The organism is Longimicrobium sp. (assembly GCA_036389135.1).
Classification (GTDB): Bacteria; Gemmatimonadota; Gemmatimonadetes; order Longimicrobiales; family Longimicrobiaceae; genus Longimicrobium.
The window spans coordinates 1-15,505 of record DASVQP010000068.1 but is presented as its reverse complement, the minus strand read 5'-3'; the positions used below and the strand labels follow the sequence as shown (position 1 = coordinate 15,505).

The window sequence follows — 15,505 nt, the reverse complement described above, 5'->3', positions numbered from 1 at the left end:
TTCCTCCTATGCGCCCGAACTGCCTGCCGAAGCAGAAGTTGATGCAACCTCGCCACGAACTGGGGGGTGTTATTCTGGAAACCGGTGAATCCAGATAACACCGATTCTCAAGGCATCGCAGGTAGTTGTTGGCAACGCGAATTAGGTTATCACATCCTTGCGTGCATACCCGAATTCTGTCTACTTAGTGAGTAGTTCGGCGGCACAGGCATCAGCTCAACCTCACAAGTTATCCTGATCGGGTCCCATGTTCCGGTCTGTCGGTCAGTTCGAGTACTACCCACCCTGCGGGTCCGAAGGGGACGACGTGACGGGCGTCGTGATCGGGCGCGGCACGGACCCAGCGTACGCCCGGTCGTTCCTCGACGCTGCGCTGCACCTCACAACCGAAGTCGCCAAGCCGACGCCTTCGGCGTATCACACGCTTGCCATCCCCGCGCTCTACTGCTTCCGTCACGCTCTCGAACTGATGCTGAAGGCGGTACTCCGCGAAGTCGACGCCGTTCTGACCCCGTGCCCCGCTCCCGAGAACGAGCCTGCGCCGCCGTCTGCGAACGCGGCACGGATGGGGACCCATTCGCTTGTGGAGGTAGAGCGTGAACTCACGATTAAGCTTCAGCACCACGGTTACGACTTCTTGATCGATCGCCACCGCGCGACGGTAAAGCGCGTACACGACCTCGATCCAGCGGGCATGAGCTTCCGCTATGGGCTGAACAAGAAAGGGCAGCTCCTTCTGCCGGTGGGATGGGAGGTTCAGATCAGAGAGGTCGAAGCCGCAGTCACCGAGGTGTTCGAACAACTCGATCTCATCTGGTGGGTGCTGCAAGGCTTTGCGCTCTCAAACCCAGTGGGCCATCAGCAGATGTGGTCCTACTGAGTGAATGAGGGTCTCGGCCGCTGAGTCGCCGAACAAGGCGTTGCAGGCGACGTGCGGCCCGGCATTGTTTCTCAGGCAGGCATCGTCCGGCCGCACGCGCCTGAACTTGGTCGTTAGGCCGCTGGACAAGCATCGCGGGAGCCACAGGTGATCCTCCTCCCGCGGCTGCCGTGTGTTTCACCGCTCGCTCAGCTTAGGTGGCGAGCCGCCGCACCCCTTCTCGGGCGCCCTGCGGTACACGGTGAGGCACAACAACTCGCCGCACGGTGATGGGCGGCGGCGATCGAGCGCGGGGTCATTGGGAGATGTCCCCGCCTGATACGCGCTCTCCGAATTCGACCTCCATGAGGTGAGCTGGGGCGCGGAGGATGATGAGGCCCGGCTGTCCCTGATAGCTGACGAAGATCCCGCTCCACCCAGGCGCGGTCAGCTTGCCGCGCTCAATCCTGCCACTGTCGAGCCGCACTTCCTTCGGGACCCATCTCTCGTTCTCCCAATCGGCATACCCCAAGGTGCCGGTGACGGCGTTTCCCCGCACCGACAGCGTCAGAGTCGATTCCCCCTCGGAGTCGCCGAAGTCGTAGTCCCCTGCGTACGCCGAGGGAGGGTTTGCCTCGCTGACTTCGAACTCGCTGACGTCTGTCTCGTCGTGCTGAAAGCGGATCATCTGTCGCGCCGCGACCAGCCGTCGCAGCTCCGCCGCGGCATCGGCAGCGGAGTCGGTCGAGGGAGAGGGAGAGGGCGCGGGCTTGGAGCCGGCTTGGGTGGTAGCCGGCGTTCTGGCCGGGCGATTCGGGGCGGCGGCGCCAGCGGCGGCAGTGCGCTTCTCAGCCGTTTCCGGCGTGCACGCCCAGCAGAGGACGGCGAGAAGAATCACGAACGTTCTCATTGTTGTCGTTCCCCAGCGCGCCGAGCTACAAGAAGTGGATGGATGGGAAGTCATGCACGATGCAGTCCAGTCAATCTGCGCGTGAACGTGGCATTCAGCTTATCTCGCTCGCAGATCAAGGCGTGAAGTCGGAAACTCCGGGCAACGAATAAACACCGCCTGATAAGCGCAACTCCGGCCGTATTCGCGGCCTAACAATCGGCTGCAGGGGATGCGGGGCCGTCCATGCCTTCGGCCGGACGGAAGGCTTGCGCGCTGGCCCCGCACCCCTGACCCTTGTGTCGTTAGGCCGCTGGGCAAGCATCGCGGCAGCCGCAGGTCATCTTAACCGCGCCTTGCATTCGACGTCGCTGCATCTACGGCCATCTAAATCGGATCGATACCACATGAGCCTGTCCTGAGATGATCAGCCTGGAATCCTTCAGTTTCGTTTTTACTGCCGCCAGCGCACTCGGTACAGTGGTGGCTGCTGTTGCGGCTTGGCAGGCGGCGAAGGCGACCTCTCAAGTAGCCGAGGGGCAGTTATATTCTACTTACTATACGGAATATGGGACGCCCGAGATGCTGCGAGCACTCCGGCGTCTCCGTCAGTTCAGGGAAGAGCACGGCGAACACTTCGCTTTAAAGTGGAAGCAAGCTCTTGACCAGGGAGAAGAGTGGGCTCATCAGGTTGACCTAGCCCGACGAGCGGTTAAGGTCTACTTCGTTCGGGCCCATCGGCTCTATGAAACGGGATATGCTTCCAAGAAATTCCTGAGAGCAGTTGCGACTGTCGACGGCTTGAGCGTTTTATTCGAGATCATTGAGCCACTGGAGTATGCGCTAAATCCCGTTTACGATGCGCAACGGTTCGAAAGCCTGCGACGATTGTGTGCGCCGGTAGGACGCGCGGACTCATCGTGCCGATCGGATAACCCGGTCAGCTGAGCCGGACTCCCAGGTTGCACCGGCGCGAGGGGCACAATTCTGAGGTGGCGAGCAGCATAGGAATGAGTTTATCACCCGATCTGCGTAGGCGCGGCCTAACAATCGGCTGCAGGTGATGCGGGGCCGTGCATGCTTTCGGGCGCAGGAGAGTCTTGCGCGCGGCCCCGCACCCCGGACCCTTGTGTCGTTAGACGTTCGTGAGGTGTAGCGACCCGTTCCTCTCACACAATGACGATCATATGCTGGATCCGCTCATCTGGATTCTGATGGTGATAGTGTCGGCCGGCTTGTTTGGCGGAGCGATCAACTACCATCTGAGCTCGTCTGACGATACCCCGAAGCCCAGCTTGGCTCGGAGCCTAACGGTCGGTACTGGCGCGGCTTTCATGGTACCGCTCTTCTTGAACATGATTTCGAGCAATCTCCTCGACCTCATCCGGGGTGGCAGCAACGTCGCCGCAGACCCATCGAAACTCTTTGTGTTTGCCGGCTTCTGCCTGGTTGCCGCAATCTCCTCAAAGGCATTCATCAATACGCTTTCAGATCGGATACTTCGCGAGGCTCGCGAAACGAGGGAGGAGGTTCGGGAAGCGAAAGCGGAGTTGGCCAGAGTTCAAACGGTCCTCGAACCGATCGTTGCGAAGGAAACCGAATCAGATGCCATACCTGTAGAAGATCAGTTGGTGCGTCTCCAGACGAGTGTTCCCAACGACTCGCCTGAAGATCGGGTTCTTCGTGCATTGGTGCCTGGGCGTTGGACACTCCGCTCAGCAAGTGGCATTGCAAAGGAATCAGAGGTGAGTCAGGCAGAAGCAATTCGTCTGCTTGATGGTCTGGTAGATCGTGGCCTCGTCGGACATCGAACGGGGAAAAACGGTCCGCGCTGGTTCATGACTGAGAATGGGAGAACCGAACTCGGAATCTCTTGAATCGGCGACAACTTGCCCGCTGACCGACCCTCCAGCCGGGCCGCCTAACAATCGGCTGCAGGGGATGCGGGGCCTTGCATGCTTTCGCGCGCGATGATAAGGCTTGCGCGCCAGCCCCGCACCCCTGACCCTTGTGTCGTTCGGCGGCTACACTTCGGATTTATTCGTTCCGAATCTTGGACTTGAAGGAAAGCATGGTACGAACAGGAGGATTGCGAAATGGTTAGGTGCACAGCTCCGGTAGATGTATCTTGTCGGCGTCGTTGTTACTCACACTCCTATTCGTCAAGACCATGCGTACTTTCCTGCCGTCGCTGCTCGTCGTCGCGCTGGGCCTGGGTGCCTGCCGCGGTCAGCCCGAACCCGGTACCTGCGCCGCCGATTCCACCGGTCGCGACGGGACGTCCAGCCCATCTTCGGACCCTCAGGCGATGACCGCATCCGCCGAATCCCCGGGCGAGGGCGGGTACCGCCTCCTGGGCGTGCTCGACCCTGAACGGGGCAACCTGGTCGCCTTCGCGATGAAGGTGCCGCGCAGCTGGCAGGCGAAGCAGACGTTCACCCGGCGCTGGGTGGGGGCGATGCCGCAGAATCAGATCTACCTCGACCTGCGCGCGCCCGACGGTCGCACCCAGATCGAGTACCTGCCGTCGCGCACCTACAACCACGCGGAAGGCCCGACGATCCGGCAGACCCGGGGCATGGAACAGTCGATGGGGCTGCCGATCTCCCGGCTTCCGGACGAACTGCCGCCGATGCCGCCCGTGACGTACATCCGGCAGGTGTTGCTGCCGTTCCTGGCGCAGAACGGGTTTCAGCTGCGCAACGTCGGCAACGAGATGGACGCGCCGCAGCGGCGGAACGCGAACGGACAGATGGAGTCGCGCGGGTCGGTCGACGGCACCCTGCCCAACGGCAACCGGGCCCGGGTGGAGTGCCGCATCACCCGGAACGTGCAGCAGATCGGCAACGACACTTACACCACTTGGATGGCGATCCCGTCTATCACGCAGACGGCCGACGACCTGGACACCGCCCACGGCCACACGGTGGTCGCCCAGGAATCCATCGTGATGAACCCGACGTGGATGGAACAGAATCAGGCCGCCCAGACGCGCGGAGCCCAGGCGAACAGCGAGTTGAGTCGCCAGCAGCACGAGGCGACGATGGGGCAGATCGACGCCAACACCGCTGCGATGACCCGGGGGCACAACGCCCGGATGAATGACATCCAGCAACAGGGCGCCGCCAACACCGCCCGGCACAACGACCGCATGGCGGCGATGGACCGGGACAAGGCGGCGTTCGACAACCGCATGGGCTCGATGGACCGGCAGCAGGAGACTCGGATCGACGGCATCCGGGGCGAGGCCAACTACGCCGACCCGACGACCGGGGAGCGGGTGAAGCTACAGGACGGCTCCAACCACGTCTATCGCGACAACCGGAACCCGACGCAGTATTACGGCACCGACACGCCTATCGACGCCGGGCGGATCGACTGGCAGGAACTCCGGAAAGTCTCACTGCCGAACCGCTGATCCGACCCCGGGCCGACGCAACGGGCTACGGGGTTCGACGGGCACCACATGCGGCACAGAAGCTGGCTTCCGGGGTCCGCAGCGGCTTGCCGCAGGTCGCACAGATGGGACCGTAGAGCGACATCCGATGGTGCCAGAGCGCGTTCGGATTCGTCTCACGGAAGCTGGTCAGACGCTGATCCAGATCGAGCGCCTCGGCAAATTGCACCTGCTCGGCCACCAGGTTGTCTCTGATCGCGGCAGTTCGGGCCATGAAGTTCCGAATGCCGACTCGCAACGCCGCTTCCACCGCATCGGCAGGGTCTGCCGATGTGCCGCTCCTGTCGGTAAGCGGCCTCCGGCCGAGGGTGCCCGATCAGTCCAGGGGGCTCCGGACCGCGCGCCGTCCACGATTCAGCACGTGGGTATAGATCATCGTGGTCTTTACATCCTTGTGCCCCAGCAGCTCCTGCATGGTGCGGATATCGTACCCGTCCTCGAGCAGGTGCGTAGCGAAGGAGTGCCGCAGGGTGTGGCACCCCACGCGCTTCGGAATCGCGGTAGCGCGCAAGGCTTGCTGCAGGGGATGCGGGGCCTTGCATGTTTCCGGGCGGATGAAAGTCTTGTGCGCCGGCCCCGCGCACCCGACCCTTGTGGCGGTAAGCCGCTGGACAAACATCGTGGCAGACGCGGGGGATCGTCCCCCGCGCCTGCGGTAAGTGGACGTACGAAACCATCCATGCACCAGCCAAAGTGCAGAGGGGGGACCCGTGACTCCCATGTTCATCGTTGCCGGCCAGTCCGGCGAAAGCATCGAGGCCGTAGCGGATCAGCTGCGCGAGGAAATCTCCAGCCTGCCGCCTGATAAGCCGCAACTGGCGAAGAAGGTTCTATTCACCGATACCGGCGTCATGGTAGTTCTCGTGGTCGTTCGCGGCCAGGAGCTCCCGCACACCCATCCGAACGCCGATTTGATCTTTTCCGTTCTGGATGGCGAAGGATGGGTCCAGCAATCGCCGGGGAGACCGGATCCCGAAACGAACATCGAGGCCTCGGCGGGAACTACCATCGTAATCCCGAAGGGCATGTGCCACGCGTTCCACAACACTTCGCCCTCCGACTCGGTGCTGCTCGCGACCTTTTCTCCGGCTATCCCGGACCCGGGTGTGTGCCCGGAACCGCCGAGCCTCTCTGCGCACCAACACACCCCACCCGCAGCGCACGACGTGCCGCGGTGACGGCGCGGCGGTCGGGTGAAGGACCTCCGCGCCGAGAAGACCAGCTGGACGGGTAGAGACAAGCAGGCTCGCCCAGCGCGGGACCAGGCTTCTTCAGCCGAGCAGCTGGTGCGCGCCTCTCACGTCAGAGCCCAACGCGGGTGCCAAAGCGGTTATAAAGTAGCAGCGAAATCTGCCGCCGCCGGGTCGGGCGGCGACGCCGAGGGTTTCACGCAGAGACGCAGAGGTGCCGCGGCACGGCTCCTCTGCGTTTCTTCTTACCGCTGCGTAGCGGGCCCTCGCCCGGTGACCCGCCGCGTTCGGAAACGGCGCGTAGGGACGGCCCTCAGCCCGCCGAACCCACCAGCGCCGGCACCGGCACCCTTCTGGCCGGCACTCTCGAGGTGGAGCCCGGGGCAGGCGCGGGCACCGGGGTCTCGCTGTTCTTGAGGTACTGCAGGATGCTGAGGCCGTCCGAAGGCTGGGTGCTCAGGTCCTGCGGCGTGAACTCCATGACCCACCCGATGATCTGCGGCGACCCGATGTGGATGGTGAGGACGCTCGTGCTGGAGCTCGTGGTGACCGACTGCGACTCACTGTGCGACGACTCGGAATGCGAGGCGCTGAAGCACAGGAACCCGCCCCCTACCGCCGACTGGCTGTCCGCCACCTGCCGTGCGGCGTTCAGCTGGCTCTTGTTCGCCTGGAACTTGAGCGTGATGTCCTTGGCCACCAGGAACGAGACGGGATAGCAGGGCAGGATGGCGGGGGCCGGCGCCACGGGAGTCGTCCCCCACGTGGTGACCGGCGCCCCGGCGATGGGCGTGCTGTTCAGCGACTCCAGGTCGCCCGTCAGGGCGAACACGCCGGGGTCGAACCACCCGCGGTCCACGTCCACGCGCATGACCTGCATCCCGATCTCGATCATGGTGTTGGCCTCCATCATGGCGTGCATGGAGCTGGAGCTCGAACTGGAGCTCGATCCGCCGGCGCTGCCGAAGAAGAGCCCTCCGCTCCAGCTGGTCTGCGAGGCGCTGCTCTGCAGGCTGGACGAGTCGCTCATGTCATCCGACGAAAAGTAGAAGGTCAGGTCCATGAACCGGTCCGAGGCGGCGGACCGCTGCGGAGCGGGCGAGGGAGTGCCGGAGGCGGGCGCGGCGGAGGCCGCCGGGGGGCTCGCCATGGAGGTGCCGATCTGGGCCCAGAGCGTGTCCAGGTCCTGGGCCTGCTGCTGAAGCCGGGCCAGGTACGGCTCCAGCCCCGCGTAGGTGGTGGCCTCCGCCGAAGCCAGGTTCTGCGCCGACGTCGCCAGGTTCTGCGCCGCCGTCAGGTAGGCGGACTGGCTCTGGAGCAGGGCCTCCTGGCCGTTCTTGATGGCGTCCACGTCCGCCTGCGTGAAGGTGGAGGGTGTCGAGGGCGGCGTATCGGACGTGGCGTCCACCTGGCCGGCCAGGGGATCCAGGTCGGTGGTGGTGGGATCCGCCGTGGCGCCGCCGTTCTGCTGGCTGGCGAGGTACATGTCCGCGGCAGTGGCCAGGTTGCCGGTCATGGTGCCGAGCAGCGCGTTCTGCGCGCTGCCGTACGCGTTCTGCGCGTCGCTCAGCTTCTGCGCCAGGGTGGCCACGTCGCCCGTGGCGCTGGAGAGCAGCGAGAGCACCTGGCTGATGGTGGCGCTCAGCGCCCCCCGGCGGGCGGAGAGCTTGAGCGCCAGGTACGCGGGGGCATCCAGCAGGTCCTTGGGGTCGGTGTCACTCACCAGCGACTCGAACCAGTCCACCGGGCTCAGATCCACCGGGTACACGTAGCCGCCGCTGGTGGAGCGCAGGCGCACGTCCGTCACGTTGCGGCGCGCCTCCTCGATCTCGCCGCCCGTCCCCGCCTCCAGCACGCCCTGGATGGCGTCCATGTCCGCCGGCGACAGCACGATGGCCACCCGCGCCTCCGCCGCGTCCACCAGCATCAGGTTGGCGTCGGCTACCGTCTCGAACCACTCGTCGTACGCCGAGAGCGCCGCGGCGGGGGCCTTGGGAAACTGGGCCTGGAACTTCTGGCGCTGGTCGTCCTGAAGCTGCTGCCAGGCTTGTTTGCGGAGCGCCCAGGCGTCGTACAGGACGAAGTACAGCTCCTGCCGTGTGCCGGTGAACGTGGTCCCGTCTTCCAGCACCGACGTGCACGGCTCCGCCAGGTAGGCGCGCAGCGCCGTCTTGACCGTCGCCAGCGCGGGATCGAACCGGGGCACCAGCTTCCCCAGGGCCTGCAGGTACTGGCTGGAGAGCTGGCGCCCGTTGGAGGTGCCGGTCACCTGGCACACGTCGAACAGCTGGTTCACCAGGCGCGACTCCGCGTCGGCCACCCGCACCGGCTTCTCGCCGGCGACGTCGTACGCGTACGTCTCCAGGTCCAGCACCATCCCCGGCATCATCAGGGTAAAGTACTGCATGGGATTGTTGCCGCCGAACACCTGGTCCATCTGGTCGTAGATCTGGTCGATCGCGCTCATTGTGGCTCCTTCGTGCATGGATGGATGATGAAAAGTGCGGGCGCACTCTCCGTCGGTTGTCGCAGGGCGTCGAGCCGCGGACGGGGCGGGCCCCGGGCTCTCGTGGACATGGCTCGGGTCGGGGTGCGGCTTCTGCCGGCGGGAGACGCGGCGGCCGGGCCACCCGCGTCTCCCCCCTCGGCGGCGTCTCAGCAGCGGCCGAACACCTTGGTGTAAAAAGGGGCCGGATCTTTGTTCAGGTAGAAGGACACCCGGACGCCGTGCGGGAGCGGGCTCCCGCAGGTCTGGGCGCAGGCCTTGATCGCCCCGCCCACCGGAATCCCGATCGGCGACGTGACGCACTTCTGGCCGTAGATGGGAATGGTGAAGCAGATCTGTTTCGTGCCGGGGTCATAGGTCGCGCTCACGCACACCTGGAGCGACAGGGCCTTGACGTCACCCAGGGCGGCATGCGCCTGCGTCAGGTCGTTGGCCTCGGCGTCGCCGAACCCCACCGCCTCGAAGTCCGGCACCGGCGCGTTGCTGCTCGAGTTCTGGGCATCTGCACACATGGTTGTTCTCCATTGTCGTGGCCGCACTCATTGAACGTTTCGTCACGGTGCGGCCGTTTGCGTGACGAACCCTGGATCGCGAAGCTCGGCCGGCGTTTCCGGCCCTGCGCTGGAGACAAGGGCCCCTGAGTGGGGCCGCGGGGCGGAGAGCGGCGGTCCGGCGGCCGCGCGGTGCTGCTCTCCATGCGTCCCGAAGCGGGCGGGTTGCGCCCGGCTCGGTTGCGCGGTTAACTATGGTCCCCACCTCTCAATCTCCTGTCCCATCAATGTGATCCCCGGTATCCACCCCTTCATATGTTCACTCTCAACCTCCTTGGCGGCGCGGCGTTTCAGGGCCGAAACGGCCCGGTCACCGGCAAGGCCGCGCACACCCGGCGGGTCGCGCTGCTGGCCATCCTGGCGGCGGCGCGGGGGCGGACGGTGGGGCGGGAGCGCATCATCGGCCTCCTCTGGCCGGAGCACCGCACAGCCGCCGCGCGCCACCTCCTTTCCGAGTCGCTGTACGTGCTGCGGAAGGAGCTGGGGGAGAACGCCTTCGTCTCGTCGGGCGACGAGGTGGGGCTGAACGGTGAGATCCTCCAGAGCGACGTGGAGGCGTTCGAGAGCGAGATCGAGGCGGGCGACGTGGAGCGGGCGGCGGCGCTCTACCGCGGGCCCTTTCTGGACGGGTTCGCCGTGGCCGACGCGCCCGAGTTCGAGCGCTGGGCCGAGGGGGAGCGCGACCGGCTGGCCCGCCTCCACACGCGCGCGCTGGAGTGCCTCGCCTCCGCCCGCGACGGCGAGGGGCGCCCCGCCGAGGCCGCGGGGTGGTGGCGGCGGCTGGTGGCGCTCGACCCCTACAACTCGCGCGTGGCCATGCGGCTGATGCTGTCGCTCGACGCGTCGGGGGAGCGGGCGGCGGCGCTCTGGTTCGCGGAGAAGCACGTCGCCTTCCTGCGCGACGAGCTGGGGGTGGAGCCGGAAGAGGACTTCGAGGAGCTGGTCGAGCGGCTGCGTACGGAACCCGTCCGCGTACCCACTTCCGACCGTGCCGCCCCTCGTATGGCGGCTCCGGATCTGCCCGCGGCCGCGGCCCCGCCACCGGAGGACGAGACCGGGGCGGGCGCCCCGGTGCCGTTGCAAGCGGTCGACGGGATGCGGACGGGGGATTCGGCGGGTGACGCTGTCGAGGAACGCGTCACGATCGACACCGTGGAGGAGCTGGTCGGCCGGGCGACGCAGCCGGAGCTGCATTCAACGACGCTGGCGAACGGAGACACGCTCCCGTCCGTCGGCGTCGCTCTTCCACCGGCCGTAGGCGACCGCGCCGCGCCTTGGCCGGACGCGCTTCCGCCGCCTGGCACGCCTCTGGTCGTCGCGCCGGCAACGGGCACGCGGCGGGGCCGGCGCGGATGGAGGCGCATGGCCGCGCAGCCGGTGGCGGCGGCGGCGCTGGGAGTGCTGCTGGGTGCGGCGGCAAGCGTTCTCCCGCCCCGTGGCGAACCGCCGCCTTCGGCAGCCGCGGCACAGGCGCCCCCCGGCTACGATCCCCGCCGGGTCGCCGTCCTCTACCTCGACGACTACAGCAAGGGCGGGGAGCTGGGGTACCTGGCCAACGGCCTCACCGAGTCGCTGATCCACACCCTCAGCCAGGTGCAGGCGCTGGAGGTGATCTCGCGAAACGGGGTGAAGCCGTACCGCGACCATCCCGTGCGCTTCGACTCGATGGTGGCGGACCTGAAGGCGGGGAGCCTGGTGGAGGGAAGCGTGCAGCGCTCGGGCGACAGCGTGCGGGTGACGGTGCAGCTGGTGGACGCCAACACCCGGGCGCACCTGGAGAGCCGCACCCTGGTGCACGCGATGACCGGCATCTTCGAGCTCGAAGACGCCCTTGCCGACTCGGTCTCCGGCTTTCTGCGGCGCCGGCTGGGGCGCGAGATCCAGCTGCGCCGCACGCGTGCCGAAACGCACAGCGACGTGGCATGGCGTGACGTGGTCGAAGCCGAGCAGGCGCGCGACGACGCGGCGCGGATGCTGGCGGGCGACGATGCGCCCGACGAGGCCGCCGCGCTGGGCGCGCTCCGCGATGCCGATGCGCGCCTGGCGCGCGCCGAGCGTGCGGACCGCGCCTGGGCACGGCCGACGGTGCTGCGGGGATGGATCGCGCTCCAGCGCGGGCCCCTGCTGCACGACCCGGCCGCGGGCGCCGACACCGCGCTGGCCTTCGCGGAGCGGGCGCTCGCCCGCCAGCCGGGTAACCCGCTCGCGCTGGAGCTGCGCGGCACCGTCTTCTTCACCCAGGCGGTCGGCGGGGTGGACAGCACCGGGCAGGCCGCGCGGGTAGACGCGGCCGAGCGCGACCTGCGCGCCGCCGTGGCCGCGGAGCCGGGGCTGGCGAGCGCCTGGAACAAGCTCAGCCAGGTGCTGCGGTACCGGGGGCGCACCGCCGAATCGGCGGCGATGGCGCGGCGGGCGCTGCAGGAAGACGCCTACCTTGCCGAGGCCAACGCCATCCTGTCGCGCCTCTACTTCGCCGCGCTGTACGCCGCAGACTACCGCGAGGCGCGCGCGCTCTGCGACCGTGGCGCGGAGCGGTTCCCCGGCGATCCGCGGTTCGTGGAGTGCCGCCTGACCCTGATGCGCGCCGATCCGTCGCGGCCGGCGGACCCCGCGGCCGCGACCCGGCTCCTGGCGGAGCTCAAACGGCTGGACCCGCCCGAGCGGGCGCGGCGGGCGGGGCGCGCGTACGCCCCGGTCTTCCGGCTGGCCGTCGCGGCCGCGGTGATGGCGCGGGCGGGGCAGACGGACAGCGCCCGGGCGATGCTTGCCCGGGCGCGTGCCGCGGCGAGCGGAGATGCCGAGCTGCGGCTCTCGCTCGCCTACGACGAGGCGTACGTCTACCTGCTCCTGGGGCAGCCGGAGACCGCCCGCGCTCTGCTGGAGTGGAGCTTCACGCGGCGCCCGTCGCAGCGGGCGTTCGCTGCCCGCGACCCGCTCTTCCGGCGCTTGCCGGCAGGTCCGGAAGGTCCGAGAGCCGGTGGGCCCGCACCACGGCTCCCTCCGTGAACAGCAGGTGGAGGTCGGATTCGAGGGACGTGTAGTCCGAGTCGGGCGTGTGCGCGATGGCGAACGGCGGGTCGACCAGGAATTGCACGGGCGACGGGAAGCCCTCGCCCATGTCCGTGTCGGGCGGAATCTGTCCGTACCAGTACATCGACAGCTTGTCGAGTACGGCCGCGGCCTCCCAGAGCGACTTCGACGCGTAGTAGGGGAGGACGAACTTCTCGACCGCGGCCTCGCTCCAGAACACGGCGTCGTACGCGTCCGCCAGGTTGTCCGTCAGGGTCTCTCCCTCGACCGCGAACGTCACCTTCGTCACCTTCGGCCGCATCTCCACCTCACGGGTGTCGATCTCGAACCGGGGCACCTGGCCTTCGGTCAGGCTCGACACGAAGTACAGCGTGTTCTCCGCCCCCGCCACCCCGGACTCCGGGTCCGTCACCGCGTAGAGGGGGTCTCCGCCTACCCTCCGCCGGCTGGAGGCGAACTCGGCGACCATGCGCAACTGGTGCGCGTCAAGGACGGGCCAGCTCTGGATGGGAGTGGACATGAAATCACCTCGGGCACAGGGGCGGCGGAGTCCGTCCGCCGGGCGGGACCGGCATGCCGGCCAGAATCGATTCGGAAGCTAGCGGTGAGCTCTCAACCCCGTTGCCGACCCCTCTCAACCATCCACGTGCGGGGCATCTCGTCCGGGTCCGCCGCACTTTCGCCCTGCCCCTCGCGTCGCCATTTTCCCGCGTTCCACTGACTGAAAAGCAGTTCCAGACCTGAGGACGCGGTGAGCAGCCCCCCGCCGCCAGCTTCCGCATCGAGAGGATTCGCTCGGCGAGATGCGCGTGCCCGCCGACGCGCTGTACGCCGCGCAGACCCAGCGCGCGGTGGAGAACTTCCCCATCAGCGGGATCCGCTTCCCGCGCCGCTTCATCCACGCGATGGGCACGATCAAGAAGGCCGCAGCGCAGGCCAATGCCGAAATGGGGCTGCTGGACGGCGCCGTCGAACGATCTGCTTCCAGCTTCCGTCGTGGCACACGTTCGTCGAGTCGTCGGTAGCTCGGAATTTTCGAGTGCGTATCCTCACGTTCTTGCTCATGACCTCATACACGACGCCTGTGGATGCGGTGCTCGCGGGGTTCCCACCAGGCTCCGTGCGCGTCGTAGCTTGGGCCGCCCATGACACTGACGCCTATGTGCTCCTGGATACTGGGTCGCAGGGGCAACGATATCTGTATGGTGTGAACTGCCATCGGGGCGAAGACGGGTGGGAGGAAGGCGGCTCCGGCAACTGTCCGGGCTGGACGGCAGTGCCTGGAGACGATCGAGTCGGCACCCTGGTCCTCTGGAACGATGCGCCCGCGGGCGCAGATCGCGCGCGGGTGGCGTTTGGCCAGTTGGAGTTGGAGGTTCCCGTAAGCGAGGGAGTGTACCTTGCTGCGTGGTGGCGGGTGCCCGAAGCGGAGCTCCCGCGTGCGGGCGACCTGTCTGGAGCGGAGTCGCTCCCGTCACCGCGTGCCGTTGAATACCGGATCGATGTGGAGTGGGTGCCGGCGAACGGTTGATCCGGTGTCGTCCGTTCGTACATGCGCCCCCACAACCCGCCGCCGAACCAGGGCGTTGCGGCGGACACCGGGCCCCTGGCCCCTGCCCCTTGTGTCGTCAGGTCTCTGCCCTGAAGCCACCATGCGGAAACAATATCATCTGCGTCCCTCTCCTCTGGGTCTTCTCGCGTGGGACGTCGATCGGCTCATCGAGCTGACCACCGATTCTCCGCGGGTGGAGGTGCCGCTCGGAGCGATTCGTGAGCTCGATGAGCCCTTCTGGTTCGGAGGTGGGGCGGACGAAGCCACCTGTCGGGCCGTCGCGGACCATGCTCGGCTGATCGCCGAGGCTGATCTCAAGTATCCGATCATCCTGGGTGCGGACGGGCGCGTGATGGATGGGATGCATCGCGTCGCGAAGGCTTACCTAGAGGGCAGGAGAAGTATTTCGGCCGTGCAGCTTACCGCGGATCCGGAGCCCGACTTCGTTGGCGTGGGTGCGGCAGAGCTTCCATACGACTACAGCCGGTAACGCTCTCGTCGATCTCGGGATTTCCCGCCGCCTACCAGTCGGCTGCAGGGGATGCGGGGCCGTCCATGTTTTCGCGTGACGAAAGGCTTGCGCACCGGCCCCGCACCCCCGACCCTTTTGTCGTTAGGCCTCTCCTGACCCTCTTACCATGAGACTTCAGCATGCGTCCTGATCGTGATCTGACACGCACGTACTCGCGGAAGCAGTTCGCCGAGAAGCTCCGCCGTCTCGCGGACGCCATTGAGAAGGAAGGAGCGTTCACGATCCAGGTTGCAGGCGAGCGGCTGCGCATTCCCGCGGATGCCACGTTCAACATCGAACATGAGCGCGAAGGCGAGGACGAGGAGCTCGAGTTCCAGGTGATCTGGTCTCGTAAGTAGCCGGTTGGGGAAGACCAGGCCTCCACCGGTAGCCGAGCGCTGGGGTGTATTCATAGTGCGAATACAGCCCGACGGTGCCGCCACTCGGCTACCTTTCCGAGACGGCTAACGGTCCGGCCGCGCCCACGACACAGTCGGCGAGACCCTCGGCCGCCCTTACGGAGGCACTCTCGTCGTCGCCACCCAGCACCGCCCCTTGACCCCGTGACGTCTTCCAGCGCCGCACCGCGCGCCTCTCCGGCGCAGACGAAACTATTTTAACCCTACAGGAGGGGTAACGTGCGCATCTTACCCACCTCTCTATGAGTTGAGCGGGAGGGGCGGTTTCGTGCATCTATCGTTCCCACCAGCCCAGTATCCAGCCGCCCGGCGTGGAACACAGACTCGCCTCTCCTGGGCGTTTACCAGAACAGCGCGGGTGAGCGAGTTTAGGCTGCTACAACTACTATCTATATCTAGTTAGTTTCCATCCGGAAACAGCGGAAAAGCGGGTATCGGGTAGCCGTGGAAAACGTCGTACGGAGCGGTTGCTACGCAATTCGAACCCGATCCGCGGGTATGATTCCGCTCCGTTTGGGTCAGAGACGCAGGTACATGCCGC

15 protein-coding genes are annotated in these 15,505 nt (G+C 66.5%); 9 read left to right on the top strand and 6 right to left on the bottom strand.

All coding sequences use genetic code 11. The annotated features are described in order from the left end of the window. Positions 1 to 307: 307 nt before the first annotated feature. Positions 308 to 880 carry a hypothetical protein gene (locus VF584_16145; protein ID HEX8211706.1) on the top strand — a complete coding sequence of 191 codons (573 nt, stop codon included), beginning with the start codon at positions 308 to 310 and terminating at the stop codon, positions 878 to 880. 295 nt (positions 881 to 1,175) lie between these two features. Here VF584_16145 and VF584_16140 read toward each other — a convergent pair whose 3' ends face one another. After that, positions 1,176 to 1,769, bottom strand: a complete 594-nt coding sequence (locus VF584_16140) for a hypothetical protein (GenBank protein HEX8211705.1) — start codon at positions 1,767 to 1,769, stop codon at positions 1,176 to 1,178. Positions 1,770 to 2,171: 402 nt separating this feature from the next. On the opposite strand from VF584_16140, the gene VF584_16135 reads away from it, so the two are divergent. The 3 genes from VF584_16135 to VF584_16125 all read left to right on the top strand — a co-directional run bounded on the left by VF584_16135 (position 2,172) and on the right by VF584_16125 (position 5,166). Next, a complete protein-coding gene (locus VF584_16135; GenBank protein HEX8211704.1) occupies positions 2,172 to 2,696 on the top strand; it encodes a hypothetical protein in 525 nt (174 codons plus the stop codon). Between the two features lie 239 nt (positions 2,697 to 2,935). Further along, complete coding sequence (locus VF584_16130; protein HEX8211703.1) at positions 2,936 to 3,625, top strand: YEATS-associated helix-containing protein; 690 nt, start codon at positions 2,936 to 2,938, stop codon at positions 3,623 to 3,625. 293 nt (positions 3,626 to 3,918) lie between these two features. Beyond that, entirely contained in the window at positions 3,919 to 5,166 is a 1,248-nt protein-coding gene (locus tag VF584_16125; protein ID HEX8211702.1) for a hypothetical protein, read from the top strand. A 25-nt stretch (positions 5,167 to 5,191) separates the two neighbouring features. Here VF584_16125 and VF584_16120 read toward each other — a convergent pair whose 3' ends face one another. Beyond that, entirely contained in the window at positions 5,192 to 5,419 is a 228-nt protein-coding gene (locus tag VF584_16120) for a hypothetical protein (GenBank protein HEX8211701.1), read from the bottom strand. A 102-nt stretch (positions 5,420 to 5,521) separates the two neighbouring features. Beyond that, positions 5,522 to 5,824 (bottom strand): tyrosine-type recombinase/integrase, encoded by a 303-nt coding sequence (locus tag VF584_16115; protein ID HEX8211700.1) that lies wholly within the window; start codon positions 5,822 to 5,824, stop codon positions 5,522 to 5,524. A gap of 100 nt (positions 5,825 to 5,924) precedes the next feature. On the opposite strand from VF584_16115, the gene VF584_16110 reads away from it, so the two are divergent. After that, a complete protein-coding gene (locus tag VF584_16110) occupies positions 5,925 to 6,383 on the top strand; it encodes a cupin domain-containing protein (protein ID HEX8211699.1) in 459 nt (152 codons plus the stop codon). A 325-nt stretch (positions 6,384 to 6,708) separates the two neighbouring features. On the opposite strand, the gene VF584_16105 is transcribed toward VF584_16110, so the two are convergent. Then, the gene (locus VF584_16105; GenBank protein HEX8211698.1) at positions 6,709 to 8,862 is read right to left on the bottom strand and encodes a hypothetical protein; all 2,154 of its coding nucleotides are present in this window, start codon (positions 8,860 to 8,862) and stop codon (positions 6,709 to 6,711) included. A 188-nt stretch (positions 8,863 to 9,050) separates the two neighbouring features. Further along, positions 9,051 to 9,413: a hypothetical protein gene (locus VF584_16100; GenBank protein HEX8211697.1), complete on the bottom strand. Its 363-nt coding sequence runs from the start codon at positions 9,411 to 9,413 to the stop codon at positions 9,051 to 9,053. A 294-nt stretch (positions 9,414 to 9,707) separates the two neighbouring features. On the opposite strand from VF584_16100, the gene VF584_16095 reads away from it, so the two are divergent. After that, entirely contained in the window at positions 9,708 to 12,458 is a 2,751-nt protein-coding gene (locus VF584_16095; GenBank protein HEX8211696.1) for a BTAD domain-containing putative transcriptional regulator, read from the top strand. Here VF584_16095 and VF584_16090 read toward each other — a convergent pair. Further along, a complete protein-coding gene (locus VF584_16090) occupies positions 12,343 to 13,002 on the bottom strand; it encodes a hypothetical protein (protein ID HEX8211695.1) in 660 nt (219 codons plus the stop codon). The two genes, VF584_16095 and VF584_16090, sit on opposite strands and share 116 nt — an antisense overlap. 289 nt (positions 13,003 to 13,291) lie before the next feature. Between VF584_16090 and VF584_16085 the strand changes: the two genes are divergently transcribed. The 3 genes from VF584_16085 (at position 13,292) to VF584_16075 (ending at position 14,904) form a co-directional block, all read left to right on the top strand. Further along, the gene (locus VF584_16085; protein HEX8211694.1) at positions 13,292 to 13,507 is read left to right on the top strand and encodes a hypothetical protein; all 216 of its coding nucleotides are present in this window, start codon (positions 13,292 to 13,294) and stop codon (positions 13,505 to 13,507) included. A gap of 627 nt (positions 13,508 to 14,134) precedes the next feature. Beyond that, complete coding sequence (locus tag VF584_16080) at positions 14,135 to 14,524, top strand: hypothetical protein (GenBank protein HEX8211693.1); 390 nt, start codon at positions 14,135 to 14,137, stop codon at positions 14,522 to 14,524. Positions 14,525 to 14,685: 161 nt separating this feature from the next. Beyond that, complete coding sequence (locus VF584_16075; GenBank protein HEX8211692.1) at positions 14,686 to 14,904, top strand: amphi-Trp domain-containing protein; 219 nt, start codon at positions 14,686 to 14,688, stop codon at positions 14,902 to 14,904. Positions 14,905 to 15,505: the final 601 nt, after the last annotated feature.

What these genes read in the sequence shown, in the direction of transcription:
- VF584_16110 (HEX8211699.1), top strand. Translation starts at nt 5,925, where the DNA reads ATGTTCATCGTTGCCGGCCAGTCCGGCGAAAGCATCGAGGCCGTAGCG.
- VF584_16140 (HEX8211705.1), bottom strand. Translation starts at nt 1,769, where the DNA reads ATGAGAACGTTCGTGATTCTTCTCGCCGTCCTCTGCTGGGCGTGCACG.
- VF584_16075 (HEX8211692.1), top strand. Translation starts at nt 14,686, where the DNA reads ATGCGTCCTGATCGTGATCTGACACGCACGTACTCGCGGAAGCAGTTC.
- VF584_16080 (HEX8211693.1), top strand. Translation starts at nt 14,135, where the DNA reads ATGCGGAAACAATATCATCTGCGTCCCTCTCCTCTGGGTCTTCTCGCG.
- VF584_16130 (HEX8211703.1), top strand. Translation starts at nt 2,936, where the DNA reads ATGCTGGATCCGCTCATCTGGATTCTGATGGTGATAGTGTCGGCCGGC.
- VF584_16095 (HEX8211696.1), top strand. Translation starts at nt 9,708, where the DNA reads ATGTTCACTCTCAACCTCCTTGGCGGCGCGGCGTTTCAGGGCCGAAAC.
- VF584_16120 (HEX8211701.1), bottom strand. Translation starts at nt 5,419, where the DNA reads ATGGCCCGAACTGCCGCGATCAGAGACAACCTGGTGGCCGAGCAGGTG.
- VF584_16115 (HEX8211700.1), bottom strand. Translation starts at nt 5,824, where the DNA reads ATGTTTGTCCAGCGGCTTACCGCCACAAGGGTCGGGTGCGCGGGGCCG.
- VF584_16100 (HEX8211697.1), bottom strand. Translation starts at nt 9,413, where the DNA reads ATGTGTGCAGATGCCCAGAACTCGAGCAGCAACGCGCCGGTGCCGGAC.
- VF584_16090 (HEX8211695.1), bottom strand. Translation starts at nt 13,002, where the DNA reads ATGTCCACTCCCATCCAGAGCTGGCCCGTCCTTGACGCGCACCAGTTG.
- VF584_16135 (HEX8211704.1), top strand. Translation starts at nt 2,172, where the DNA reads ATGATCAGCCTGGAATCCTTCAGTTTCGTTTTTACTGCCGCCAGCGCA.
- VF584_16125 (HEX8211702.1), top strand. Translation starts at nt 3,919, where the DNA reads ATGCGTACTTTCCTGCCGTCGCTGCTCGTCGTCGCGCTGGGCCTGGGT.
- VF584_16105 (HEX8211698.1), bottom strand. Translation starts at nt 8,862, where the DNA reads ATGAGCGCGATCGACCAGATCTACGACCAGATGGACCAGGTGTTCGGC.